Source organism: Oceaniradius stylonematis (genome assembly GCF_965223445.1).
GTDB lineage: Bacteria > Pseudomonadota > Alphaproteobacteria > Rhizobiales > Rhizobiaceae > Roseitalea > Roseitalea stylonematis.
The window spans coordinates 3,469,666-3,493,082 of sequence record NZ_OZ244994.1 but is presented as its reverse complement, the minus strand read 5'-3'; the positions used below and the strand labels follow the sequence as shown (position 1 = coordinate 3,493,082).

General features: G+C 64.6%; 18 protein-coding genes. 10 read left to right on the top strand and 8 right to left on the bottom strand.

Annotated features, from left to right (window positions below):
• Nucleotides 1-6: 6 nt before the first annotated feature.
• The 4 genes from ACOQOU_RS17235 to ACOQOU_RS17220 all read right to left on the bottom strand — a co-directional run bounded on the left by ACOQOU_RS17235 (nucleotide 7) and on the right by ACOQOU_RS17220 (nucleotide 4,596).
• On the bottom strand, nucleotides 7-1,026 hold the full coding sequence (locus tag ACOQOU_RS17235; protein ID WP_306024824.1) for an ABC transporter permease: 1,020 nt from the start codon (nucleotides 1,024-1,026) through the stop codon (nucleotides 7-9).
• A 9-nt stretch (nucleotides 1,027-1,035) separates the two neighbouring features.
• Complete coding sequence (locus ACOQOU_RS17230; RefSeq protein ID WP_109769238.1) at nucleotides 1,036-2,037, bottom strand: ABC transporter permease; 1,002 nt, start codon at nucleotides 2,035-2,037, stop codon at nucleotides 1,036-1,038.
• Complete coding sequence (locus ACOQOU_RS17225; protein ID WP_306024823.1) at nucleotides 2,034-3,530, bottom strand: sugar ABC transporter ATP-binding protein; 1,497 nt, start codon at nucleotides 3,528-3,530, stop codon at nucleotides 2,034-2,036. Before ACOQOU_RS17225 ends, ACOQOU_RS17230 begins: the two co-directional genes overlap by 4 nt.
• Nucleotides 3,531-3,612: 82 nt before the next feature.
• Nucleotides 3,613-4,596 (bottom strand): autoinducer 2 ABC transporter substrate-binding protein, encoded by a 984-nt coding sequence (locus tag ACOQOU_RS17220; RefSeq protein ID WP_109769236.1) that lies wholly within the window; start codon nucleotides 4,594-4,596, stop codon nucleotides 3,613-3,615.
• A gap of 352 nt (nucleotides 4,597-4,948) precedes the next feature.
• On the opposite strand from ACOQOU_RS17220, the gene ACOQOU_RS17215 reads away from it, so the two are divergent.
• Nucleotides 4,949-5,905: a sugar-binding transcriptional regulator gene (locus ACOQOU_RS17215; protein ID WP_420578750.1), complete on the top strand. Its 957-nt coding sequence runs from the start codon at nucleotides 4,949-4,951 to the stop codon at nucleotides 5,903-5,905.
• Nucleotides 5,906-5,917: 12 nt separating this feature from the next.
• Nucleotides 5,918-6,769 carry a sugar phosphate isomerase/epimerase family protein gene (locus ACOQOU_RS17210; protein ID WP_109769234.1) on the top strand — a complete coding sequence of 284 codons (852 nt, stop codon included), beginning with the start codon at nucleotides 5,918-5,920 and terminating at the stop codon, nucleotides 6,767-6,769.
• Nucleotides 6,770-6,783: 14 nt separating this feature from the next.
• Here the strand turns inward: ACOQOU_RS17210 and ACOQOU_RS17205 are convergent, their stop codons facing one another.
• Nucleotides 6,784-7,650: an inositol monophosphatase family protein gene (locus ACOQOU_RS17205; protein ID WP_342633480.1), complete on the bottom strand. Its 867-nt coding sequence runs from the start codon at nucleotides 7,648-7,650 to the stop codon at nucleotides 6,784-6,786.
• 68 nt (nucleotides 7,651-7,718) lie between these two features.
• Nucleotides 7,719-8,318 carry an NAD(P)H:quinone oxidoreductase type IV gene (wrbA, locus tag ACOQOU_RS17200; protein ID WP_306024822.1) on the bottom strand — a complete coding sequence of 200 codons (600 nt, stop codon included), beginning with the start codon at nucleotides 8,316-8,318 and terminating at the stop codon, nucleotides 7,719-7,721.
• 158 nt (nucleotides 8,319-8,476) lie between these two features.
• Here wrbA and ACOQOU_RS17195 point away from each other — a divergent pair, with 158 nt between their 5' ends.
• The 8 genes from ACOQOU_RS17195 to ACOQOU_RS17160 all read left to right on the top strand — a co-directional run bounded on the left by ACOQOU_RS17195 (nucleotide 8,477) and on the right by ACOQOU_RS17160 (nucleotide 17,229).
• Entirely contained in the window at nucleotides 8,477-9,220 is a 744-nt protein-coding gene (locus ACOQOU_RS17195) for a competence/damage-inducible protein A (protein ID WP_109769233.1), read from the top strand.
• Nucleotides 9,221-9,317: 97 nt separating this feature from the next.
• Complete coding sequence (gene gpt, locus ACOQOU_RS17190; RefSeq protein ID WP_306024821.1) at nucleotides 9,318-9,815, top strand: xanthine phosphoribosyltransferase; 498 nt, start codon at nucleotides 9,318-9,320, stop codon at nucleotides 9,813-9,815.
• 10 nt (nucleotides 9,816-9,825) lie between these two features.
• Nucleotides 9,826-11,067, top strand: coding sequence for a TCR/Tet family MFS transporter (locus ACOQOU_RS17185; protein WP_306024820.1), 1,242 nt, complete (start codon nucleotides 9,826-9,828; stop codon nucleotides 11,065-11,067).
• Nucleotides 11,068-11,188: 121 nt separating this feature from the next.
• Nucleotides 11,189-11,695, top strand: a complete 507-nt coding sequence (locus tag ACOQOU_RS17180; RefSeq protein WP_306024819.1) for an NUDIX hydrolase — start codon at nucleotides 11,189-11,191, stop codon at nucleotides 11,693-11,695.
• A 609-nt stretch (nucleotides 11,696-12,304) separates the two neighbouring features.
• Nucleotides 12,305-16,120 (top strand): vitamin B12-dependent ribonucleotide reductase, encoded by a 3,816-nt coding sequence (locus ACOQOU_RS17175; RefSeq protein ID WP_306024818.1) that lies wholly within the window; start codon nucleotides 12,305-12,307, stop codon nucleotides 16,118-16,120.
• A 10-nt stretch (nucleotides 16,121-16,130) separates the two neighbouring features.
• Nucleotides 16,131-16,466, top strand: coding sequence for a hypothetical protein (locus ACOQOU_RS17170; protein ID WP_306024817.1), 336 nt, complete (start codon nucleotides 16,131-16,133; stop codon nucleotides 16,464-16,466).
• Nucleotides 16,433-17,020, top strand: coding sequence for an ImmA/IrrE family metallo-endopeptidase (locus tag ACOQOU_RS17165; RefSeq protein ID WP_306024816.1), 588 nt, complete (start codon nucleotides 16,433-16,435; stop codon nucleotides 17,018-17,020). The genes ACOQOU_RS17170 and ACOQOU_RS17165 overlap by 34 nt, the downstream gene beginning before the upstream one ends.
• Before the next feature lie 2 nt (nucleotides 17,021-17,022).
• Complete coding sequence (locus ACOQOU_RS17160; RefSeq protein ID WP_306024815.1) at nucleotides 17,023-17,229, top strand: type II toxin-antitoxin system HicB family antitoxin; 207 nt, start codon at nucleotides 17,023-17,025, stop codon at nucleotides 17,227-17,229.
• 1,798 nt (nucleotides 17,230-19,027) lie between these two features.
• Here ACOQOU_RS17160 and ACOQOU_RS17155 read toward each other — a convergent pair.
• Both ACOQOU_RS17155 and ACOQOU_RS17150 read right to left on the bottom strand, forming a co-directional pair.
• Nucleotides 19,028-20,218 (bottom strand): long-chain fatty acid transporter, encoded by a 1,191-nt coding sequence (locus tag ACOQOU_RS17155; protein WP_306024814.1) that lies wholly within the window; start codon nucleotides 20,216-20,218, stop codon nucleotides 19,028-19,030.
• A 308-nt stretch (nucleotides 20,219-20,526) separates the two neighbouring features.
• A complete protein-coding gene (locus tag ACOQOU_RS17150; RefSeq protein WP_109766118.1) occupies nucleotides 20,527-23,388 on the bottom strand; it encodes a valine--tRNA ligase in 2,862 nt (953 codons plus the stop codon).
• Between the last annotated feature and the right edge of the window lie 29 nt (nucleotides 23,389-23,417).

Genomic DNA, 23,417 nt, shown 5'->3' with positions numbered 1-23,417 from the left:
TCCCGGTCAGCCCGTGGGCTTGGTCTTTCTGAAAAAGGACGCCAGTCCGGGCCCCTGCCGCGTGTTGACGACCATCACGAAAATCAGCAGCGCGCCCCAGATCAGTTCGCGGGCAAAGTTGGAGACCTGGAGCATGTTGAGCCCGCTCGACAGGAACTGCATGGACAGCACCGCCAGGACGACGCCGATCACGCGGCCATAGCCGCCATAGGGGTTCACGCCGCCCAGAACGGCGATGAGCACGGCCAGCAGCAGATAGCTCGAACCATAGTCCGCCTTGGCCGAATTGGCGCGGCTCATGATCACCAGACCGGCCACCGACGAGAACATGCCGGCGGTGACATAGACGCGGATCAGGAGCCTGTTGATGTCGATGGCGGCGAAGAAGGCGGCGAGCGGGTTGGCGCCATACATGGTGGCCTTCAGGCCGAAGCTGGTCCGCGTCAGGACGATGTGCAGCCCAAGCGCCAGAAGCGCGAAGACGATCAGCGGCACGGGGATGCCGACCAGCCGCTCATTGCCGAGCCAGGCGACCACATCGGGAAAGCCCATGACCGCGCTGCCGCCGGTCATCGCGACGGCAAAGCCGGTGAAGACGAGACCCGAGCCGAGCGTCGCCAGGATTGGCGGCAGGCCGAACCAGGCGACAAGGACGCCGTTCATCAGGCCCGCGGCGGCACCCACTGTCAGCGCGGCGGCGATGGCGATCACCAGCCAGAACAGCGATTGCTGGACGTCCATGTCGGGGCTCGCGAACTGGGTCAGGATGAGCGCGGCGACGACGGCTGAAAGATTGGCGACGCCGACGACGGACAGATCGATCCCGCCGGTCATCATGGTGATGGTCATCGCCAGCGCCAGAATCGCGAATTCGGGGAACTGAAAGGCCATCGAGGTCAGGTTCTGGGCCGACAGGAACCGGTCCGGCGACAGGATCGACATCATCGCAAAGACGACCACGGCGATCACAGCCAGCCTGAACTCGGGCGTGGCGGTCATGGAGGTTCGGGCGTTGGAAGCTGACATCGGATTACCTCATGCGGCCCGCGCGGCGGCGCGCTTGGCCTGCCAGGCGGGAAGCCCGGTGCCCAGAAGGATCAGAAGACCGATCGTCACCGACTGCCATGTCGACGGGATGCCGACGACGATCAGGCTGTTCTGGACCAGAACGATCAGCGCGACGCCCAGAAGCGTGCCGGTGATGGTGCCGTAGCCGCCGATCAGCCGCGCGCCGCCAAGAACGACCGCGGCGATGACCGACAGTTCGAGGCCGACCAGCGAGAACGGGTCGGCCATGCGGCCCATCGCGCCATGGATGATGCCGGCAAGGCCGGCCAGCGCGCCGACATAGACATAGACGAAGAACTGCGTCGCGCGGACATTGATGCCGATGCGCCTTGCGCTTTCCACCGACCCGCCGATGGCGAAGATCGAGCGGCCGAGCATCGTCTTGTGCAGGATGAACCAGGTCAGCACGACGACGAAAACAAGCGCGGCGAACGCCCAGGGCAAGGCGTAGAAGTTGCCCGCTTCGGTGGTGCCACGGGTGATCATCATGCGCGAGAATTCGCGCATCTCCGGCGGCAAGGCGGAAATGCGCTGCGAGCCGACGAAGGTCAGCAGGAACCCGCGAAACACCGACAGCGTGCCAAGCGTGACGATCAGCGTTGGCAGTCCGAACCCGGCGATGAAGATGCCGTTGATCGCGCCAAGGCACGCGCCGATGCCGATCGAAATGCCGAAGATCAGATACCAGGGCAGGTCCGGCATCAGCGCCAGCGTCAGGACCGTCGTCGCATACATGGCAAAGACCGCAATCGCGGTGAAGCTGACATCGATGCCGCCGGAGACCAGCACCAGCATGGCGGCGACGGCCAGGATGCCGAGCACGATGGATGCGCGCAGAAGGTCGGTCAGCGTCGTCGCCGAAAAGAACAGCGGATCGGACGCGGTGGCGAGGACGCAGAAAAGGACGATGACGATCGCCACCAGCGTCTCGTTGCGGGTCCAGAACCCCTCGGGCAGCAGACCGCTCATGATGCCAACCTGTGCGCCAGTTCGTCTTCGGTGACCGAATTGCCGGCGATCTCGTCGACCACCCTGCCCGCCTTCATGACGAGGATGCGGTGGCACGTGGCCAGAAGTTCGGGCAAATCGTCGGAAATGACGATGACGCCGATGCCCGAGCGGGCCAGATCGCGAATGATGTCGTGAATGTCGGCCTTCGAGCCGACATCGACGCCGACGCTCGGCCCGTTGAGCACCAGCACGCGCGGCGCCCGCGACAGCCAGCGGGCCAGCGCGACACGCTGCTGGTTGCCGCCCGAAAGCGAGCGCACCGGCGCCTGCGGGTCGGGCGCCTTGACTTTCAGCCGCGTCAGCCAGTCGGTTGCTTCCGACATGAGCGCGCCAAGATCGAGGAAGCCGCGCCTTTCGTGCGCGTCGAGCCGGCCGACGGCGATGTTGCGGGCAATCGACTGGGTCAGGAACAGGCCCTCGGTCAACCGGTCTTCCGGAACATAGCCGATACCGGCGGATGCGGCGGCGATCGGATCGCCGAGCGCGAACGCCTCGCCGTCGAGCCGGATGGCGCCGCTGTCGGGCGCGACAAGGCCGAACAGAGCCTTGGCGAGCGATGTGCGCCCGCTGCCCAGAAGGCCGGAGACGCCCAGCACCTCACCCGCCTTGAGGGCGAAGCTGACATCGTCGAACGCGCCGTCCTTGGAAAGGTGTTCGACTTCCAGAAGCGTTTTCGAGCCTTCGGTGACCGCGCTTGGCGGCGCTTCGGGCACGTCGCGGCCGGTCATGTGGCGCGTCAGGGAAGCGGCATCGAATTCGGTCGCCGGCCCTTCGGCGACTTTCTTGCCGTTGCGCAAAACAAACACTTTTTCGCAGACCTCGAGCACCTCGGCCAGCTTGTGGCTGACGAAGAGGACCGCGACGCCCTCCTCTTTCAGCCGGCGGATGATGGCCAGAAGCGACCGCACCTCGCGCTCGGTCAGCGCGGTGGTCGGCTCGTCCATGATGATCAGGCGCGCCTCGGAGGCCAAAGCCCGGCAGATGGCGACGAGCTGCTTGTGCGCCACCGGCAGGCTCTCGACCCGCGCATCGAGCGCGATGTCGACGCCGATGCGTTCGAGCACCGATTGCGCGAGCTTGCGCGCATGGCCGCGGTCAAACAGTCTGCGGTTCTCGCCGAGCTGGGTCGAAAAGGCGATGTTTTCTGCGACCGACATGTTCGGAAACAGCGAGAAGTCCTGGAAGATCACCATCACGCCCGCCGCCGCCGAAACGCGCGGGTTCAGATTGGTGCGTTTTGTGCCGTTGATCGAGATCGTGCCGGCGGTCGGCTGTTCGACGCCCGACAGGATCTTGATCAGCGTCGACTTGCCCGAGCCGTTCTCGCCGGCAAGGCACACCGCCTCGCCCGCATTGACGGTGAAATCGACACCGTCGAGCGCCGTGACGCCGCCGTAGCGTTTTGTCACGCCCCTCATGTCGACCAGGGCGCCGTGGGTTGCCGCTGCCATGCAATGACTTCAAGCAAAATCGGAGATGAAAGAAAAGGAGCGGCGCGGACTGGACGCGCCGCTCCCCCGGGAGGCCGTTCTATCAGAACGGATAGTCGGCCATGTTGTCCTTGTTCACATTAACCCAGGCCTGGCCGTAAATGACCTTGCCTTCGAGCGCGACGCTCTCATAGCCCTCAAGGCCCAGATCCATGCCGTCGGTCACTTCCTCGCCGTTCATTACCATCATGGCGAGCTTGTTCATCGCATAGCCGGCCACGGACGGGTCCCAGAAGCCGATGCCGTCGACCGCGCCGGTTTCCAGATACTGGCCGGCGATGGAGGGCAGCGAGGTGCCGAACACGCAGGTGTCGTCCTCCATGCCGCGTTCCTCGATGGCCAGGCCGATACCGGCCACGTCCGTCGAGGCGGAGCCCTGCATGCCTTTGACATTGGGGAAGGCGCGCAGCACTTCCTGCGCCTTCTGGTAGGCGTTCTGGGCGTCGTCGAAGGTCTCGTTCTTGTCGCCGACCAGCGTCATGTTCGGGTAGTTGGCCTCCTGATGGGCGATCGCGCCATCGACCCACTGATTGTGCGTCTGCGAGGTCAGCGAGCCGACGAAGACGGCATATTCGCCCTCACCGCCCATGCAGGTGGCCAGCTGCTCCATCAGGTTGGCGCCGAAATCCTCGTTCCGGAACGCTTCGATGTCATAGTTGGTGTTCTGCTGGGCAGCCGCCTCATGGGTGATGACGGTGATGCCCTGCTCCATGGCGCGGCCGAGCACGGGCTCGAGCGCCTCGGGCGACATCGGCACGACGGCGAGCGCGTCGACGCCCTGCGCAATCATGTCCTCGATCAGCGCCGCCTGCTGCTGCGGATCGGCCTGGGCCGGTCCGACCTGGAAGGCGTTGACGCCATTGTCTTCGGCGAACTGGTTGACGCCCTCTTCCATGCGGTTGAACCACTGGATGCCGGCGATCTTGACGACCGTAGCGATCGACGTCTCGTCGGCCGTGGCGGTCGTCGCCGTGAGCGCGGAACCGGCCAGCAATGCCGCCGCCATGAGGGTGATTCTGGTCTTCATCGTTTTCCTCCCTTTGCCGTCCAAACGCGGACGGGTTTCAAGAACCGTGACCGGTGCGGATGTTCCGCACCGGATCGAACCTTGCCGCATTCGGGCACAGCGCCCTCCTCCGAAGACAGCGCCGGCCGAAACGCCCTGACGGGCGCGACAAGGTCCTCCCAACCCGTGCAGCAAGCGTTCAACCGGTTGGCGCGCCTCGGGAAAATGCGCGCGTGTGCGATTGTGCAACACTTGTGCAACGAGTGCACCTATGTGACTATAAGGGCGCCAAGATCGCGGTCAAGCGCATATTGATGTCCGTGCCTCACGTCCCGACATCATCGCACGCCGCGGCGGGGAGGAGGCAAAGCACATGGTCGCCGGAAGCCGGCATGACGACGACATCGTCCAGGCCGCCTGGCTCTATCATGTCGGCAGACTCAGCCGGCAGGAGGTCAGCGAACGGCTCGGCATCTCCCGCTTCAAGGTGCTGCGCATGCTGGCCGATGCCCGCGAGCAGGGCATGGTGCGCATATCGATCGAACATCGGACGAGCCGGACGCTGGCGCTGGCCGACCGGCTGACCGAACGGTTCGGCCTGCGCGAGGTGCTGGTCGCGCCGGTGCCGGTGGCGCGCGATGACGATGATTATTGCCGCCTTGCGGTCGGCATCATGGCCGCTTCCTACCTGGCGCGCGTCGGAAAGGGCGACGCGCCGCAGACGATCGGGGTCGGCTGGGGACGCACCCTGTCGTCGATGGCCGACAATCTGGTCGGCCTGACAAATCGCGATCTGACTTTCGTGTCGCTGATGGGATCGGTGACCCATGCAACGAGCACCGCGCCAGCCGAGGTGTGCGTGCGGCTCGCCGCGCAGACGGGCGGCCAGGCGCTTTTGATGCCCGCGCCGTTCGTCGCCGACAGCGAACAGGCCTGTCAGATGATCATGGCGCAAAGGCTGGTGCGCGAGGCGCTCGATGCGGCACGCCGGGCAGACCGGATGATCATGAGCGTCGGCGAATGCCGCGACGGCGCGATCCTTTTCGACACAGGGGTTCTGAGCGGCGAACAGATCGCCGAACTGAAGAAATGCGGAGTCGTTGGAGACTGTTGCGGCAATTTCTTCATGCCCGATGGCACGTTGGCGGAGACCGGTCTGAACCGCTGCACGCCGTGCATCGGCGTCGAGGACATGCGCAAGACGGACGTCGCGATCACGGCGGGCGGGCTTTCCAAGGCCGAGGCGACGCTGGCGATCTTGCGGGCCGGGTTCGCCGACCGGCTGTTCGTGGACGAACATCTGGCGGGCAAGCTTTTGGCGATGGGCTGAACGGAGGCATCCATGCGGGGATTTGGGGTTCACACCTCCATGTGGACGATGAGTTGGGACAGGCACGGCTGCGAATTGGCGGTGCAGAAGGCGCGCGATTACGGCATGGACTTTCTGGAGATCGCCCTGCTCGATCCGCCCGCCGTCGATGCGGCGCACAGCCGGCAGGTGCTCGAAGCGGCGGAGATGCGCGCGGTCTGCTCGCTCGGACTGCCCGAAGAATGCTGGGCCTCGCGCCAGCCCGACAAGGCGATCGAGTTCCTGACCGTCGCGCTCGACAAGACCGCCGCCATGGGCTGCGAGGCGCTCAGCGGCGTCGTCTATGGCGGCATCGGCGAACGATCGGGTCAGCCGCCGAGCGAAACCGAACTGGACAATGTGGCCCGCGCGCTGGAAGCGGCGGCGCGGCATGCGAAATCGCTCGGCCTCCTGTTCGGCATCGAGCCGGTCAACCGCTACGAGACCCATCTGATCAACACCGGCTGGCAAGGCGTTGCGATGATCGAGCGGATCGGCGCCGACAACATGTTCGTGCATCTGGACACCTACCACATGCATATCGAGGAAAAGGGCATCGCGCAGGGCGTTCTCGATGCGCGCGAGCATCTGCGCTACATCCATCTGTCGGAATCGGATCGCGGCACGCCCGGCGCCGGCAACATCGCCTGGGACGAGGTGTTTGGGGCGCTGCGCGCGATCGGCTTCGATGGCGGGCTCGCCATGGAGAGCTTCATCAACATGCCGCCGGAGATCGCGCACGGCCTGTCGGTGTGGCGTCCCGTCGCCTCGGGCGAAGCCGAGGTGATGGAGAACGGCCTTCCATTCCTGCGCAACAAGGCGCGCCAGTACGGGCTGATCGGGTAACGCGTACGGGACCTTCAGGCCCCGAACAATTCGTCCGCCATTCCGGCCAACTGCGGATAGACGTTGGGCCCGCCGGCAATCACCTTGGTGCCGTGGTCGAGCGCGGTTTCGGCGTCCAGATCGTTGATCGTGCCGCCCGCCTCCTCAATCATCAAAAGCCCGGCCAGGCAGTCCCATGAATTCATGTGATCCTCGATGAAGCCAAGAAGGCGTCCGGCGGCGACATAGGCAAGGCTCAGCGCGCCCGAAGCGTTGCGGAAGAACATGCCGCCCTCCCCGAGGATATGATCGACCATGGCGACGGCCACCGCCCTGTCGGTGCGGCCGGAGACGCCGGCGCCGACCGATCCGTCGGACAGTCCGAAGGCCTGAGCCACCTGCATCGGCTTGCCATTGACGAAGGCGCCTCCGCCGCGCACGGCATGGAACATCTCGCCCGAAGACGGCTCGTTGATGACGCCGACGACCGGCAGGCCATGTTCGGTGCAGGCGATCGCCACGCACCATTGCGGAATACCGCGCACGAAATTGGCGGTGCCGTCGATCGGATCGATCACCCAGTCGAAGCCGCTCGTGCCATGCTTTCGACCATGCTCCTCGCCGACAATGCCGTCATCGGGCCAGCGCGCCTCGATCGCGTCGCGCACCAGCGTCTCGGTTTCCTTGTCGGCGTTGGAGACCAGATCCTGGTGCCCCTTGCTTTCGATGGAAAGCGAATCGATGGACCTGAAATGCCCGGCGGCGAAATCGCCCGCCGCACGGGCGACCTCGAGCGCGAAGTCCAGCCGTTGCTGATATGTCATGACCTGCCGTACCGGTTCGGGTTGCTCGCGCGGGAGCCGCGTGCCGCCGGTCTGCCGTACCGCGCCCGGTTTGTCCATGGCCTGGCGACCGTGGGGCCCGGGCGCGGCCGCGTGTCTCCGTTTACGGCAGGATCGGTCGCGGCCGGTCAGCCGGCGAGCTTGGCGGCAATCTCGGCGACGCGCTGTCCCTGGAAGCGGGCGCCTTCGAGTTCCTGGTCGGAGGGCATGCGCGAACCGTCGCCATTGGACGTCGTCGTCATGCCGTAGGGCGAGCCGCCGCGCACCACATCATTGCCCATCTGGTCCTGATAGGCATAGGACAGCGGCACGATGATCATGCCGTGATGCTGAAGCGCGGCCTGCGTCGTCAGGATCGCCAGTTCGGCGCCGCCATGCTGCGTGGCGGTCGACGACATGACCGAGGCCACCTTGTTGATCAGCTTTCCTTCCATCCACAGCGGCCCGGTCTGGTCGAGGAAGTTCTTCAGCTGCGCGGCCATCATGCCGTAGCGCGTCGAGACGCCGAATATGATCGCGTCGTAATCGGCGAGCTCCAGCGGCTCGGCGACCGGCGCGTCCTGGTCGAGCTTGTAGTGCGCGGCCTTTGCGACGTCCTCGGGCACGAGTTCGGGCACGCGCTTGACGGCGACATCGGCGCCGGCGGCCTTCGCGCCTTCGGCCGCCGCCTGCGCCATGGCCTCCATGTGTCCCCAGCTCGAATAGTACAGCACCAGAACCTTGGTCATCGGATGGTCTCCATCGGGTTGCATTTGCGGCGCACACAAGCCCAAGACCCGCGCCCGCGAAAGCCGCCAATCGCGCGACACAGCGTTCACCATCACGGCGCGATTGATGACGGGGACCGCGCGCTGTAGAACGCCAATGGAAAGCCGGACCTGCTACGATGAGCGACACAATCGTCACCGCCGCCATGATCGTCATCGGCGACGAGATCCTTTCGGGGCGCACGCGCGAGGCCAACGCGCACCATCTGGCGCGGGTTCTGACCGGCGTCGGCATCGATCTGCGCGAAATCCGCGTGGTCGGCGACGACAAGGCTGCGATCATCGAGGCGGTGAACGTGCTGCGCGCGCGATACACCTATGTGTTCACCTCGGGCGGCATCGGGCCGACCCATGACGACATCACCGCCGATGCCGTCGGCGCCGCGTTCGGCTTGCCGGTCGAGCCCGATCCGGCCGCCTTGGCGATGCTGACCGATCATTACGCCAGGCGCGGACAGGAGTTCACGGCGGCGCGCCGGCGCATGGCGCGGGTGCCCGAGGGGGCTGTCCTGATCGACAATCCGGTCACCACGGCGCCGGGCTTTCTGATCGGCAACGTGCATGTGCTGGCGGGCGTGCCGGCAATCTTCCAGGCCATGCTCGACAACGTGCTGCCGAGCCTGCGCACGGGCCGCAAGCTCCTTTCGGACAGCATCGAGTGCCCGTTCGGCGAAGGGGTGATCGGCGCGCCGCTCGGCGCGATCCAGGCCGAGCATCCCGATGCGATCATCGGCTCCTATCCGCGCTATGAGGACGGACGGCACTGGGCCGAGATCGTGGTGCGCGCCGCCGACCCCTCCGTGCTGGATACCGCGCTTGCCGATGTTCGCGGCATGCTGGACGCGCTGGCACGGGGCGAATAGGGCGCGGCCCGCAACCGGCGCTTGCCATTGCGGCTGTGCGCGGCTATCGCACCCCATCTTTTTTGCCGCCCACCAAACCACCCGCACGGAGCGCGCCATGGCCCTGCCCGACAAATCCTTTCCCGTTTCCTGGGACCAGTTCCATCGCGACGCGCGCGCGCTTGCCTGGCGCGTCGCGTCGGTGAGCAAGGAATGGAAGGTGATCGTCACCATCACGCGCGGCGGGCTCGTGCCCGCGGCCATCGTCAGCCGCGAACTGGAAATCCGGGTGATCGAGACGGTCTGTGTCGCCTCCTATCACGATTATGATACGCAGGGTCAGATCAATGTGCTCAAGAAAATCAGCGCGGACCTGCTCACGGACGAAGGCCAAGGCGTGCTGATCATCGACGACCTGACCGACACGGGCAAAACCGCCGAACTGGTGCGCTCGATGATTCCCAAGGCGCATTTCGCCACCGTTTATGCCAAGCCCAAGGGCATGCCCCAGGTCGATACATTCATCACCGAAGTGAGCCAGGACACCTGGATATTCTTCCCCTGGGACATGGGCTTCACCTATCAGGAACCGATCGCCGGCGCAGGCAAGGGCTGACAGCACCCGCATGGATGCTCCCGCGCCCAAGCCCGTCCTGACGGCCGCGGCCAGACGCCGGGCGCTTGCGGTGATCCTGATGACCGTCGTCATCAACATGATCGGCGTCGGGCTGGCCTGGCCGATCCTGCCCAAGCTCATCCAGACAATGGGGTCCGGCACGGTTTCCGATGCCGCCGCCGCCTATGCGATCATCGGCACCATCTACGCGCTGGCGCAGTTCCTGTTCTCGCCGCTGATCGGCATGATCTCCGACAAATTCGGCCGGCGCCCGGTCATGCTGGTGACGCTCGCCGGGCTGACGGTCGACTACATCTTCGCCGCCCTCGCCCCGACGCTTGTCTGGCTTGCCTTCGCCCGGCTGGTCGGCGGCATTTTCGGCGCGACGGTGACGACGGCCAATGCCTATGTCACCGACATTTCGGCCCCCGAGGAACGCGCCCGCATCTTCGGACTGATCGGCGCGGCGTTCGGCGCCGGCTTCATTCTGGGCCCGCTGCTCGGCGGCATTCTGGGCGAAATCGACATCCGCCTGCCCTTCTACGCGGCGGCGTGCCTGGGCGCGCTGAACCTGGTGTTCGCCTTCTTCTTCCTGCCCGAGTCGCTCGATGAAGACCGCCGGCGCACGCGGCCGGACTGGCGCGAGGCCAATCCCCTCGGCTCCCTGCGCAAGATCGCCCGCTTTCCCGCGCTGATGCCGCTCCTGATCGCGCTTTTGATCACCGCCACCGCGCAGCGCGGGCTCGAGGGCACATGGGTGCTCTACACCGAGTTCCGCTTTGGATGGGGCCTGCGCGAAGCGGCATGGTCGCTGGCCTTTGTCGGCGTGATGTATGTCATCGTACAGGGGTTTCTGGTCGGGCCGGTCGTGCGCCGGATCGGAGACTGGCCGACGGTGATCACGGGCTTTGCGGTGTCCTGCCTTTCCCTGGCGCTCTACGGCATCGCCACCACGGGCTGGATGGTCTATCCGCTGATCGCGCTCTATGTGATCGGCAACGGGTTGGGCGCGCCGGCGCTGACGGCGATCTGCTCGAAAAGCGTCGATGGCGACCGGCAGGGCCAGCTTCAGGGCACGCTGCAGGCGATCAACGCGATGGCGATCGTCATCGGGCCATTGTTCGCCTCTCTGGTGCTGGCGCACGTCTCGTCGGTCGATCCGATCGTCAATGTGCCGGGACTGTGGTTCATTGGCGGTGCGTTCGTGTTCGCGCTGGCGGTTGTGCTCGCCGTTCGCGCGCGCCCGCGCTGACTTTTGCGTCCTTATCCCGGCTATTCACAGTTGAATCGGTACCGGGGCAGGCACATCTGGCAAAATAGGCGATATCATCGAGGCGAATCGCGGACCGGGACGCTGCGCCCGAAAGGACATCATGGCCGAAAACGGCACGCTCGCACGGATATTGAACCAGCTCAAGCGGGCCATCGGCGCCGCGCCCGAGCCCGATCCCATGCGCGCCGAACAGGTCGCGGCGCTTGTCTGGCGCAAGGCCGGCAAGAAGAAAGTCGAGGTGCTGCTGATCACCAGCCGCGGCACCGGTCGCTGGATCCTGCCCAAGGGATGGATCGAAACCGGCGAATCGATGGGCGAGGCCGCCGCGCGTGAAGCCTGGGAAGAAGCCGGCATCGAGGGCAACGTGACCGGCGAGCCGGTCGGCACCTACGATTACGACAAGCTCGAAGATGACGGTCAGGCGATCGCCTGCCGGACCCATGTGTTCGCGCTGGCGGTCACCCGTCAGGCCAAGGACTGGCCCGAACGGGACGAGCGCGAGCGCAAATGGGTGCCCGCCGCGGACGCCGCCGGCATGGTCGAAGAAGCCGAGCTGAAGGTGCTTCTGGACGCATTTGCCACCGGCTGGAAGAAAATGGCGGCCTGACCGGCGGCCCATTCGGCGTCTGCCGGGACGGCGGAGAATCGCGGCAAACCCGACTCCGAACCGGTTAACAAAGTCTGACTTGTCCCCGATATTCAGCGCGCACGACCGCTATATGTTGTGTTTTCGCTTTTGCCTGAATCTAGCCCTTGACCATCGGATACGAGTCGCCTTTTATGACGTTCGTGCGACATTGGGAGCACGTCCGGCGGGCCAGAACCGCTTGGGTTTTTCAGCGTTCATGTTGGCGTTTCAGGCGCGGCAGTGACGGCCATCCGTCGCACCCGCGCGGGGGTTTTCGTGTGCGCCGGACAGATCGGTGCGGGATTCGGTCGAGGGGAAAAAATGGCTGTTAACACAATATTTAGCGTTTGCGGCCCAACTAACCACAAGATAAGGTAGCCGTCGCGACGCAGGCGGCGCCACGCGCGGGCAGGACGTCGAACATTTCTTCTGGTTGACATGGCCTTTGGCCCGACGGTGAAAACCCAAGGGAAACAAGGCCGATGCGGCCGCCGGAGCCGATCCGGCGGACGGCAGCGATTTGCGATCATGCGGGCCGCGTGACGGCCTGTGGAAAAGACACTATATATAGAGGGCACGAGGGACGACATGCACATTGAGCGGCACTACACCAAGGACGGTCAGTCACCCTATGCGGACATCGCCTTCCGCAAGGCGACGAGCGAGATCAGGAACCCGGACGGTTCGGTGGTCTTCAGGCTCGAGAACATCGACGTGCCCGACCAGTTCAGCCAGGTGGCCGCCGATATCCTGGCGCAGAAATATTTCCGCAAGGCCGGCGTGCCCGCGCGCCTGAAAAAGGTCGAGGAGAACTCCGTTCCCTCCTTCCTGTGGCGCTCGGTCGCCGATGAGGCGGCGCTGGCGGACCTGCCCGAGGACGAGCGCTACGGCCCGGAAACCGACGCCCGCCAGGTGTTCACGCGGCTCGCCGGCACATGGACCTATTGGGGCTGGAAGGGCGGCTATTTCGACACGGAAGTCGATGCCCGCGCCTTCATGGACGAATTGTGCTACATGCTGGCCACCCAGCGCGTGGCGCCCAACTCGCCGCAATGGTTCAACACCGGCCTGCACTGGGCCTATGGCATCGACGGCCCCGGCCAAGGGCACCATTATGTCGACCCGTTCACCGGCAAGCTGACCAAGTCGAAGTCGGCCTACGAGCATCCGCAGCCCCATGCCTGCTTCATCCAGTCGGTCGGCGACGATCTGGTCAACGAAGGCGGGATCATGGACCTTTGGGTGCGCGAGGCGCGCCTGTTCAAATATGGGTCGGGCACCGGCACCAACTTCAGCCACCTGCGCGGCGAAGGCGAGAAGCTTTCGGGCGGCGGCAAGTCGTCGGGCCTGATGAGCTTTTTGAAGATCGGCGACCGGGCCGCGGGCGCCATCAAGTCGGGCGGCACGACGCGCCGCGCGGCCAAAATGGTGGTCGTCGACATCGACCATCCGGACATCGAGAAATATATCGACTGGAAGGTGAGCGAGGAGCAGAAGGTCGCCGCGCTCGTCACCGGCTCGAAGACCGTCGCCAGGCATATGGGCGCGATCATGAAGGCCTGCGTCAATTGCGAGGCCGACAATGACAGCGACTGCTTCGATCCCAACAAGAACCCGGCGCTGAAGCGCGAAGTCAAAGCCGCCAAGAAGGCGCTGGTGCCGGAAAACTACATTCAGCGCGTCATCCAGTTCGCGCGGCAGGGCTATACGGACCTCGAATTCAAGACCTACGACACCGATTGGGATTCGGACGCCTATCTGACCGTCTCGGGCCAGAACTCCAACAATTCGGTCTCGCTGTCGGACGAGTTCCTGCGCACGGTCGAAAGCGATGGCGACTGGAACCTGATCAACCGCATCGACGGCAAGGTGGCCGAGACGGTCAAGGCGCGCGATCTGTGGGAGAAGATCGGCTATGCCGCATGGGCGTCGGCCGATCCGGGCCTGCACTACAACACGACCATGAACGACTGGCACACCTGCCCGGCGGGCGGGCGCATTCGCGGCTCCAACCCGTGCTCGGAATACATGTTCCTGGACGACACGGCCTGCAATCTGGCCTCGCTCAACCTGATGCAGTTCGCCGACCGCGACACCAAGAAGATCGACGTGGCCGCCTATGAACACACGGTGCGGCTTTGGACGGTCGTTCTGGAAATTTCCGTCATGATGGCGCAGTTCCCGTCCAGGCAGATCGCCGAACTGTCCTACAAGTACCGGACGCTGGGTCTCGGCTATGCCAACATTGGCGGCCTCCTGATGAGCTCGGGCATTCCGTATGATTCCGACGAGGGCCGGGCCATTGCCGGCGCGCTGACCGCGATCATGACCGGCGTTTCCTATGCGACCTCGGCGGAAATGGCGGGCGAACTCGGCCCCTTCCCCGGCTACAAGCCGAACGCCAAGAACATGCTGCGCGTGATGCGCAACCATCGCCGCGCCGCCTATGGCGAAACGCAGGGCTATGAGGATCTGGCCGTCAATCCGGTGGCGCTGAAGGCAGGCGACTGCCCCGATGCCACGCTGATCGACCGCGCCCGCGCCGCCTGGGACCGGGCGATCGCGCTGGGCGAAAAGAACGGCTACCGCAACGCGCAGGCGACCGTCATCGCGCCGACCGGCACGATCGGCCTGGTCATGGATTGCGACACGACCGGCATCGAGCCGGACTTCGCGCTCGTCAAGTTCAAGAAGCTGGCCGGCGGCGGCTATTTCAAGATCATCAACCGCGCCGTGCCCGCCGCGCTGCGCACGCTTGGCTATTCGGAAGCCGAGATCGCCGAGATCGAGGCCTATGCGGTGGGCCACGGCAATCTGAACCAGGCGCCGGCGGTCAACCCCTCATCGCTGAAAGCCAAAGGCTTCACCGACGAGAAGATCGAAGCGGTGAACGGTGCGCTGGCCTCGGCCTTCGACATCAAGTTCGCCTTCAACAAGTTCACGCTGGGCGAGGATTTCTGCCGCGACGCACTGGGCCTGACCGACGAGCAGCTCGACGATTTCAGTTTCGAGCTGCTGCCGGCGCTGGGCTTTTCCAAGGCCGACATCGAGGCCGCCAACATCCACATTTGCGGCGCGATGACGCTGGAAGGCGCACCGCACCTCAAAGACGAGCATCTGCCCGTCTTCGACTGCGCCAACCCGTGCGGCAAGATCGGCAAGCGGTACCTCTCCGTCGACAGCCACATCCGCATGATGGCCGCCGCCCAGCCCTTCATCTCGGGCGCGATCTCCAAGACGATCAACATGCCCAATGCGGCGACCGTCGAGGACTGCAAGAACGCCTACATGCTGTCCTGGAAGCTCGCTTTGAAAGCCAACGCGCTCTATCGCGACGGCTCGAAACTGAGCCAACCGCTCAATTCGGCGATCATCGAGGATGACGAGGACGAGGACGATGCGGTCGACGCGCTGGTCGAGGCGCCCGCCGCCGCCCGCGCCGTGCAGGTCACCGAGAAGATCGTCGAAAAGGTGATCGAGCGGGTGCGCGAGCAGGAAAAGCTGCCGACGCGCCGCAAGGGCTACACGCAGAAGGCCAAGATCGGCGGCCACACCGTGTTCCTGCGCACCGGCGAATATGACGATGGCAGGCTGGGCGAAATCTTCCTGGACATGAACAAGGAAGGCTCGACCCTGCGCGCGCTGATCAACAATTTTGCCATCTCCGTGTCGCTCGGGCTCCAGTATGGCGTGCCGCTTGAGGAATATGTCGACGCCTTCGTCTTCACCAAGTTCGAGCCCGCCGGCATGGTGCAGGGGAACGATGCGATCAAGAACGCCACCTCGATCCTCGACTATGTGTTCCGCGAACTGGCGATCTCCTATCTGGGCCGGCACGATCTGGCCCATGTCGACCAGTCGGAATTCTCCTCCACCCCGCTCGGCAAGGGCATCGAGGGCGGCACCACCCAGCCCGTCTCCACCGGCTGGACCCGCGGCCACAAGCTGTCGGTCGTCTCGGGCAATGCGCCCAAGAACGCGCCGGCGGGCGCGGGCACGAGCAATGTGACGGCGATTTCGCCCGGTGCCGGCGGCACGGCGCTCGCCACCGCCCAAAAGCCGGTGCTCGAACAGCAGCAGGAGGTGTCGGCCTTCCACCGCGACTATGCCGAGCGCGCCGAGACCTTCAAGGCGGAGACCGAGGCCGAGGCCTCCACCGACGCCCAGGCCGACCGCCAGGCGGCCGCGCAGGCCGCCGCCGCCGCGGCCACCGGCCTGTCGCCCGACACCGCCAAAAAGCCGGACGCGGACGATGCCAGGCAGATCGCCGCCGAACGGCGCATGAAGGCGGTGATGCAGGGCTATACCGGCGACATGTGCGGCGAATGCTCGAACTTCACCATGGTGCGCAACGGCACGTGCCTGAAGTGCGACACGTGCGGGGCGACCAGCGGGTGTAGTTGAGGGCAGCGCTATGAACGAGAAAGCCAAAGCGGTACTAAGCCGCATGGTGCGCGACGCGCTTGATTCGAGACGTGTGCGCGCCTACGTCGCCGGTCAAAACCTGGGCGTGCCTTCATCCTTCGTAAACGCCGTCAAAAACAATGAGTTTGACGTGAACGATGGGCGCCTCGATACTCTCGTTGAGAGTCTCGGCATTGATCCTCGTAACGTTGACGCCGCTCGGAGGCCGCCACCATCGGCGGTGCCAAGGCAGGTGGAAAAGGCGAAACCAGCGAGCAATGTCGTGAGTTTTGACGCTTACAAGGCCAAAAAATGGCGGCAGATGTCTTTGTTCCAAGAGGACTGAACCAAAAAGAGATGGCGGAATTCGCAATTGAGTTCCGCCGAAAACTCGGTATTGGTCGCGGTGAACCGGTTGATATCGTCGATATCTTGGAGTTTGAGCTTGGCCAGTTCTATCCTGGCTATTCATTCCGCGTCCGGGAAGACGACAAGGTCGATTTCCGCGCACAGGCTCGGCCGCTGGAAAACACGATCATAGTGTCGGAATCGACGTACGACGCGGCGTGCGAGGGCGATTCTGACGCCCGTTTCATCTTGGCGCATGAATTGGGGCATTTCCTCCTTCACGCCGATCGCGCATTAAAGATGAACACAAACCGATATGGACTGGACTACGAGAAGCAGTTCGAAAACCTAAACAGCCTAACCAGCACGGAAGCACAGGCCGACATATTTGCACGCCACTTCTTGGCACCATGTTACTTGGCTTTCCAGTATCGGTCAGACCCTCATCAATTGTCTGTCCTCGCGGGAATTCCTCTTCGAGAGGCCAAAGCTGCCTGTACAATCTCTAAGCGAGATGAACTATATAGTTTGAGGCAATCATCAGCCACTTAATCATGCAATTTTCCGTCGTCATCGAGAAGACTGCCAGCAACTATTCCGCCTATGTTCCCGACCTGCCTGGTTGCGTGGCGGCCGGCGTGACAGTAGACGAAACACGCGCTGAGATCGCTGCCGCAATCCGCTTTCACATTGATGGCTTGAGCGAAGACGGCCTGCCCATTCCCGCTCCGCAAACGATGGTTGCCGAGGTCGAGGTTTAGGCGCCAAGGCCATCCCCGTCTGCCGTCATCCCCGTGCTTGCCTGCACTCGCACGTGTTGCGAGTGTCACAGGGATCCATTCCGTGATGCGGACGAGCGGGGCGCGATGGCCCAACCCGGCGACTGTGATTTCAACCACGTCACGCCAGCCAAGGCCTCAGGAATGGATTCCGGGGTCAAGCCCCGGAATGACGGCAGAGAGGTGGCTTTCACCCCGGCAGCCTAACCCCAGACGGCCTGCTTGTTCCCGCGCCGCATACAATCATCACCGAAGTCGATGTTTAGGCGCCAAGGCCGTTACCGCCTCCGTCATCCTTGGCCTCCGAGACAAGGACCCATTCCGTGATGCGGGTGGCGGGTGCCCGAAGACCAAGAACGAGCGGGATCTGCGGCACCGGTGCGCCACATAATCGGAACGGAATGGATCCTTGGGTCAAGCCCAAGGATGACGGTTGTGTCTTTCGTGCCCGCTTGGTGCAAAGCCTCAGGAATGGATTCCGGGGACAAGCCCCGGAATGACGGCGGAGAGTGCGCTTCCACGTCGGAAGGCTGACGCCAGGCAGCCTGCCCATTCCCGCACCGCAATCGATCATCCCCGAGGCCAACGTTTAGGCACCCCGTCTCCCCCTTGAGGGGAGGCACGAGAAGCGACCTTCGGACTTGATCCGAAGGGAAGCTGATCGGGTGGGGGTGGCAATGAAGCGCCGCAGGCAATCATTGCCACCGCCCGGCTCTGTCGCGCTTTGCACGCCATTCGCCTCGGGCTCGCGCCACGCGTCGCTCCCCGTCCTTCGGACCCCGCTCAAGGGGGAGGTTGGGCGCAAAGGCAGCCGGCCACCACCGTCAATCTCCGCCATCAGCGGAAGATGATGGCGCGGGGAGGCAAGGTGCCCCCCACCCTTCCTCCCTCCCCCGCAAGCGTGGGAGGGAGGACGCCAGCAATGTGCGTCGCGCCGGGCTTTGAGCCTGGCTCAAGGCATATGGCGTGTGCCGGGGCGTCGAGGTCCTCCCTCCCACATTCATGGGGGAGGGATGAAGGGTGGGGGGCAAGATGAAAAATGGAGATGTGACCGCGCAGAAAATCACACAGATCCCGACCCGCCCCGAAAAACTTATCCAACCGCCCTCAACCTCCCCTATCCTTGCCGCCATCGCCTTTGCGGAACAGGCCCGGTGTACCCGCCGGGTTGCGAAGGCGGCGACGGCCTGTCGGGTAGCGGAAGCGGTTCCGCCGCTGGGTGCTGAACCCTCACGGCAGGGCGGAATGAAGGTGCGGAGCGTGCCGCATGCGCGGTTCCGGCGATGACCCGCCGGCGCCAGAGCGGATGCGGCCGACCGGAGATGGCCGAGACTCGGTGCGGTGGTCATGCCGCGCGGCAGATGAAGGTGCCACAACATCTCCGGACAGCAGCCCCGAAAGAGCCATCTTCCGGGCCGGCGCTGCGCATGACGATCACCGCAAGCCCGTCGAACGGGCGGTCCGGCGACCGCATTTGTTCTTGTGCACGATGGCGATCACCGGATCGCCCGTTGTTCGCGTTTCTATAGCTCACGGCAGGTTCTCCTGCCGGAGAACGCCTCCGCGTCAGCGGCGAAACGTCGCCGACGCGCAGTCGCGCTTGCGGTCTACGCCCGAAAAGCCTGGCGCAAGGTCTTGCGCGGGCTGACGCCCACGTGCGCCCTGCGCTGGGGGCCAACGCGCACGTTGAGCGCAGCGGGGCGGCACGCCAACGAAAAAGCCCCGCGCCGGAGCGCGGGGCCGATCGTTCGGTCAGGCGGCCCGTCCCCCGGGCCGGCACTTACCAGTTGACGGCGAAGCGCCCGCCGATCGCAAACGACCAGTCGCCGCCAACCGTTGCCGCAAAATCGGCGCCGGTCGGGTTGGCATCGAACGGGTTGGGGTCTGCCGGCTGCGTACCGCCGGTCAGATGGCTGATGGCGCCGCCCAGCGACAGCGAGGCGCGTTCTGCCTTCATCTGGATACCGGTTCCCAGCGTCCAGGTGTCGGTCAAAAGATCTTCGGTGGTCGACACGCCCTGATCCCAGGTCAGGCTGACCGAGCCGGACAGCCAATCATTGAACTGGCGCCCGACACCGCCGGAGACGGTCCAGCCATCCTTCCAGAAATATTCGTTCCGGCTCGGAACGACGCCTGCAATCGTGTAGTCGAGCGTGTCGATGACGCTCCAGTCCGTCCACTTGACTGAACCGAATACCAGCGTGCCCTCGGCAACGCCCGTCTGGAACTTGGCTTCCACGCTCTGCGGCGTCGTGCCCGCGCCGGTGGCGGTGTAGGTACCCAACGGCAGGGCACGCGGAACGAGGCCGGTATATGTGCCGCCTGGACGGTGATTGACCTGGCTGCGGTAGAGGATCTGTGCGCGCAGCGCGATCTCGGGAATCTCGAAGGCTGCGCCCGCGCGGAAACCGGGCGTGTACGAGCCGTTGAACGTCAGCGTTCCGAAATCAGTCACCTCGGTGTAGTCAAACTGCTCAAGGAAAGCGCCGCCGATAAGCCAAATCTTGCCGTCGCCGATACCAAGGTCGCCGACCATGAAGCCGGCCGCACAGGTCAGGCCGAACTCGTCAACGCCCAGATTTGTCGAGGCCGTGGCATTCGACGTCTGTACGCCGCCGATGCGGATGCGATCGGCCTCTCGCTTCTGCGGTCCAAAGCTCGTCGAACCGCCATAGACTTCGGTGTAAGTACCGGCGCAGCGCGCATAGTCGGTCAGGTTGAGCTTGATGGCCGCCGTCGGAACCACATAAGTGTTTGTGTAGTTCGGGTCGGTCGCCGCAACGCCGTTGATCGTCGCATAGCCGCGCTGTGGAGCGACCACCGTTGCGCCGGCGCGCATGTTGAAATTGCCCTCTTCAAAGAGGATGTCCGTGTCGGCCGTGCCGCGCGAAAAGCCGCCGGCCTGGGCCGATGCGACCATGAGCGCCGTGCCCGCAACACCGGCAAGAAAAACCTTGACTGCCCCAACCATGGGATCCCTCCAACTTATGTGTTTTGCCCGTTCTGACCGAAACGCGCCGGACAGATCAAGCACAATTGCGGAGCGGGCGGCCGCGGCCGGTCTGCGCGGAAGTCCAAGCCGGCCGTTGTCGGGTAAATCGTCGCGCGGAACTGCGGCGATGCCGGCGCCGATGGCGAAAAAGCGCAGAATTTCCAAGCAAAACGCGGTCTCGGCGGCTGTTCAAGCCTGCATTGCGGTCACTGTTGCAAAAGCGTCACAATCTTGCCCTTTTTCGCGAAGTGACCCTTACGTGCCCGTAAATGCGCCGCCGCGGCGGTTCAGATGTCGGTGATTCGCGCCAGCGCCGCCTCGAGCTTTTCAAGCGCCGGCTTCGCTTCGGCGAGTTTGTCGCGCTCGGCCTCGACCACTTCGGGCTTGGCGTTGGCGACGAACTTTTCGTTCGCCAGCTTCTTGTCCAGACGCGCGATCTCGTCGCGCGCCTTGGCGATCGCCTTTTGCAGCCGCGCCTTCTCGGCCTCGATGTCGATCAGCCCGCCGAGCGGCAGGCAGACGGTGGCCTCGCGCACGACGATCTGGGCGGCGCCCTTGGGGGCTTCGCTCTCGATGACAATGTCCTCGGCCCTGGCAAGCTGCTTGATCGCCGGATCGTGGCGGAGCAGCCTTGCGCACGTGGTCTGGTTTGCGCCGACGACGGCAAGCGGTGCCTTGGCCGATGGCGGCACGTTCATCTCGGCACGCACCGAGCGGATGCCCGAGACCAGGTCAACCAGCCAGTTGATCTCGTCGGCGGCGCCCGCGTCTTCAAGCGCCGGCTCCGGCCAGGCGGCGTGGCACAGGAGCCCGTCGCGCGTGCCGGTCAGCGCCCACAACTCCTCGGTCATGAACGGCATGAACGGGTGCAGCAGCTTGTAGATCTCGTCGAGCGCAAACGCGGCGCAGGCGCGCGCCTCGGCCTTGGCGTCCTCGTCCTCTCCGGCAAAGACCGGCTTGAGCAATTCGAGATACCAGTCGCAGAACGTGTTCCAGACGAACTTGTAGAGCGCGCCGGCGGCTTCGTTGAAGCGGTAGGTCGCGATCCCGTCGGAGACTTCGCCTATGGTCCGGCCAAGCTCGGTCAGGATCCAGCGGTTGATGGTCAGCTTGGTGTCGGCAGGCCGGAAGCCGGCATCGTGGGCGACGCCGTTCATCTGCGCAAAGCGCGTGGCGTTCCAGAGTTTCGTGCCGAAATTGCGGTAGCCGGCAATGCGCGCCGGATCGAGCTTCACGTCGCGCCCCTGGGCAGCCATGATGGCCAGCGTGAAGCGCAGCGCGTCCGCGCCATAGTCGTCGATCAGCTCCAGCGGATCGATGACGTTGCCCTTGGACTTCGACATCTTGGCGCCGTGCTTGTCGCGCACCAGCGCATGCACATAGACGGTGTGGAAGGGTTCGATCCCCCTGCCCTCATCGTCCTTCATGAAATGCAGGCCCATCATCATCATCCGGGCGACCCAGAAGAAGATGATGTCGAAGCCGGTGACCAGCACCGATGTCGGATACCAGGTGTCGAGCGCCTCGGTCTTCTCCGGCCAGCCAAGCGTCGAGAACGGCCACAGCGCCGAGGAGAACCAGGTGTCGAGAACGTCGGGATCGCGCCTCAGATCGACATCGTCGCCGTAATGGGCGCGCGCCTCGGCTTCTGCCTCGTCCTGCGAGCGTTCGACGAAGACGGTTCCGTCCGGCCCGTACCAGGCCGGAATGCGGTGCCCCCACCAGAGCTGGCGCGACACGCACCAGGGCTGGATGTTCTCCATCCAGTCGAAATAGGTCTTCTCCCAGTTGCGGGGGACGAACTCGGTCCGCCCCTCGCGCACCGAGGCGATGGCAGGCTCGGCCAGCGTCTTGGCGTCGGCGAACCACTGGTCGGTCAGCATCGGCTCGATGACCACGTGGGAGCGGTCTCCGAAGGGCTGCATGATGCGCTTGGCCTCGACGAAGGGGATCGCATTGCCCTCCTCGTCGGTGGTCATCACGGCGAGGCCCTCGCCGGTGATCTGGTCGATCACGCGCTGACGCGCCTCGAACCGGTCGAGCCCGCGCAGATCGTCGGGCACCAGGTTGATCGCGTCCGCTTCCGCCTCGTCGAGCGTGCGCTCGCCGCGCGCCACGGCCTGGGCAATGGCCGCCGCCTCGGCATAGGGCGCGCCGTCGTCGCGCATGGCGGCTTTCGTGTCCATCAGCCGGTACATCGGGATGGAGCCGCGCTTTGCCACGTCATAGTCGTTGAAATCGTGGGCGCCGGTGATCTTCACCGCACCGGAACCGAAGTCGGGGTCGGGATAGTCGTCGGTGATGATCGGGATCAGGCGGCGATGTTCTTTCGGGCCGACCGGGATCTCGCACAGTTTGCCGACGATCGGCGCATAGCGCTCGTCGGACGGATGCACCGCGACGGCGCCGTCGCCCAGCATCGTCTCGGGGCGGGTCGTGGCGATGGAGATATAGTCGCGCGTCTCGCGAAGCGTCTCGTTGCCGTCCGCGTCCTTTTCGACATATTCATAGGTCGCGCCATCGGCGAGCGGATATTTGAAGTGCCACATATGGCCGTCGACCTCGATGTTCTCGACTTCGAGGTCGGAGATCGCGGTCTCGAATTTCGGGTCCCAGTTGACCAGCCGCTTGCCGCGATAGATCAGCCCTTCCTTGTAGAGGCGCACGAAGACTTCGAGCACCGCCTCCGACAAGCCGTCATCCATGGTGAAACGCTCGCGCGACCAGTCGCACGATGCGCCAAGCCGTTTGAGCTGGTTGAAGATCTGCCCGCCGGATTCGTCCTTCCACTGCCAGACGCGTTCGACAAACTTCTCGCGGCCCATCTCGCGCCGCGTCATGTTCTCGCCGCTCTCGGCAAGCTGGCGCTCGACGACCATTTGCGTGGCGATGCCGGCATGGTCCATGCCCGGCTGCCACAGCACATTGTTGCCCAGCATGCGTTGGTGACGGATCAGGACGTCCTGCAGCGTGTTGTTGAGCGCATGGCCCATGTGCAGCGAGCCGGTGACGTTCGGCGGCGGAATGACGATGCAATAGGGATCGGCGCCATCGCGCGCACCGGCACCGGCGGCAAAGGCGTTGGCCGCGTCCCACGTTTCGGCAATGCGCGGCTCGACGCGCGAGGCGTCAAATGTCTTGTCCAGCATGAGAAAGGTTCCGTTGGCGCCGGGGAAAA

Excerpts from the sequence above, each read along its gene's own strand:
- ACOQOU_RS17195 (WP_109769233.1), top strand. The coding sequence starts at position 8,477 with ATGAGCGACACAATCGTCACCGCCGCCATGATCGTCATCGGCGACGAG.
- ACOQOU_RS17230 (WP_109769238.1), bottom strand. The coding sequence starts at position 2,037 with ATGAGCGGTCTGCTGCCCGAGGGGTTCTGGACCCGCAACGAGACGCTG.
- ACOQOU_RS17165 (WP_306024816.1), top strand. The coding sequence starts at position 16,433 with ATGGCGGCAGATGTCTTTGTTCCAAGAGGACTGAACCAAAAAGAGATG.
- ACOQOU_RS17225 (WP_306024823.1), bottom strand. The coding sequence starts at position 3,530 with ATGGCAGCGGCAACCCACGGCGCCCTGGTCGACATGAGGGGCGTGACA.
- ACOQOU_RS17180 (WP_306024819.1), top strand. The coding sequence starts at position 11,189 with ATGGCCGAAAACGGCACGCTCGCACGGATATTGAACCAGCTCAAGCGG.
- wrbA (WP_306024822.1), bottom strand. The coding sequence starts at position 8,318 with ATGACCAAGGTTCTGGTGCTGTACTATTCGAGCTGGGGACACATGGAG.
- ACOQOU_RS17175 (WP_306024818.1), top strand. The coding sequence starts at position 12,305 with ATGCACATTGAGCGGCACTACACCAAGGACGGTCAGTCACCCTATGCG.
- ACOQOU_RS17215 (WP_420578750.1), top strand. The coding sequence starts at position 4,949 with ATGGTCGCCGGAAGCCGGCATGACGACGACATCGTCCAGGCCGCCTGG.
- ACOQOU_RS17155 (WP_306024814.1), bottom strand. The coding sequence starts at position 20,218 with ATGGTTGGGGCAGTCAAGGTTTTTCTTGCCGGTGTTGCGGGCACGGCG.
- ACOQOU_RS17205 (WP_342633480.1), bottom strand. The coding sequence starts at position 7,650 with ATGGACAAACCGGGCGCGGTACGGCAGACCGGCGGCACGCGGCTCCCG.
- ACOQOU_RS17185 (WP_306024820.1), top strand. The coding sequence starts at position 9,826 with ATGGATGCTCCCGCGCCCAAGCCCGTCCTGACGGCCGCGGCCAGACGC.
- gpt (WP_306024821.1), top strand. The coding sequence starts at position 9,318 with ATGGCCCTGCCCGACAAATCCTTTCCCGTTTCCTGGGACCAGTTCCAT.
- ACOQOU_RS17150 (WP_109766118.1), bottom strand. The coding sequence starts at position 23,388 with ATGCTGGACAAGACATTTGACGCCTCGCGCGTCGAGCCGCGCATTGCC.
- ACOQOU_RS17220 (WP_109769236.1), bottom strand. The coding sequence starts at position 4,596 with ATGAAGACCAGAATCACCCTCATGGCGGCGGCATTGCTGGCCGGTTCC.
- ACOQOU_RS17210 (WP_109769234.1), top strand. The coding sequence starts at position 5,918 with ATGCGGGGATTTGGGGTTCACACCTCCATGTGGACGATGAGTTGGGAC.
- ACOQOU_RS17170 (WP_306024817.1), top strand. The coding sequence starts at position 16,131 with ATGAACGAGAAAGCCAAAGCGGTACTAAGCCGCATGGTGCGCGACGCG.
- ACOQOU_RS17160 (WP_306024815.1), top strand. The coding sequence starts at position 17,023 with ATGCAATTTTCCGTCGTCATCGAGAAGACTGCCAGCAACTATTCCGCC.
- ACOQOU_RS17235 (WP_306024824.1), bottom strand. The coding sequence starts at position 1,026 with ATGTCAGCTTCCAACGCCCGAACCTCCATGACCGCCACGCCCGAGTTC.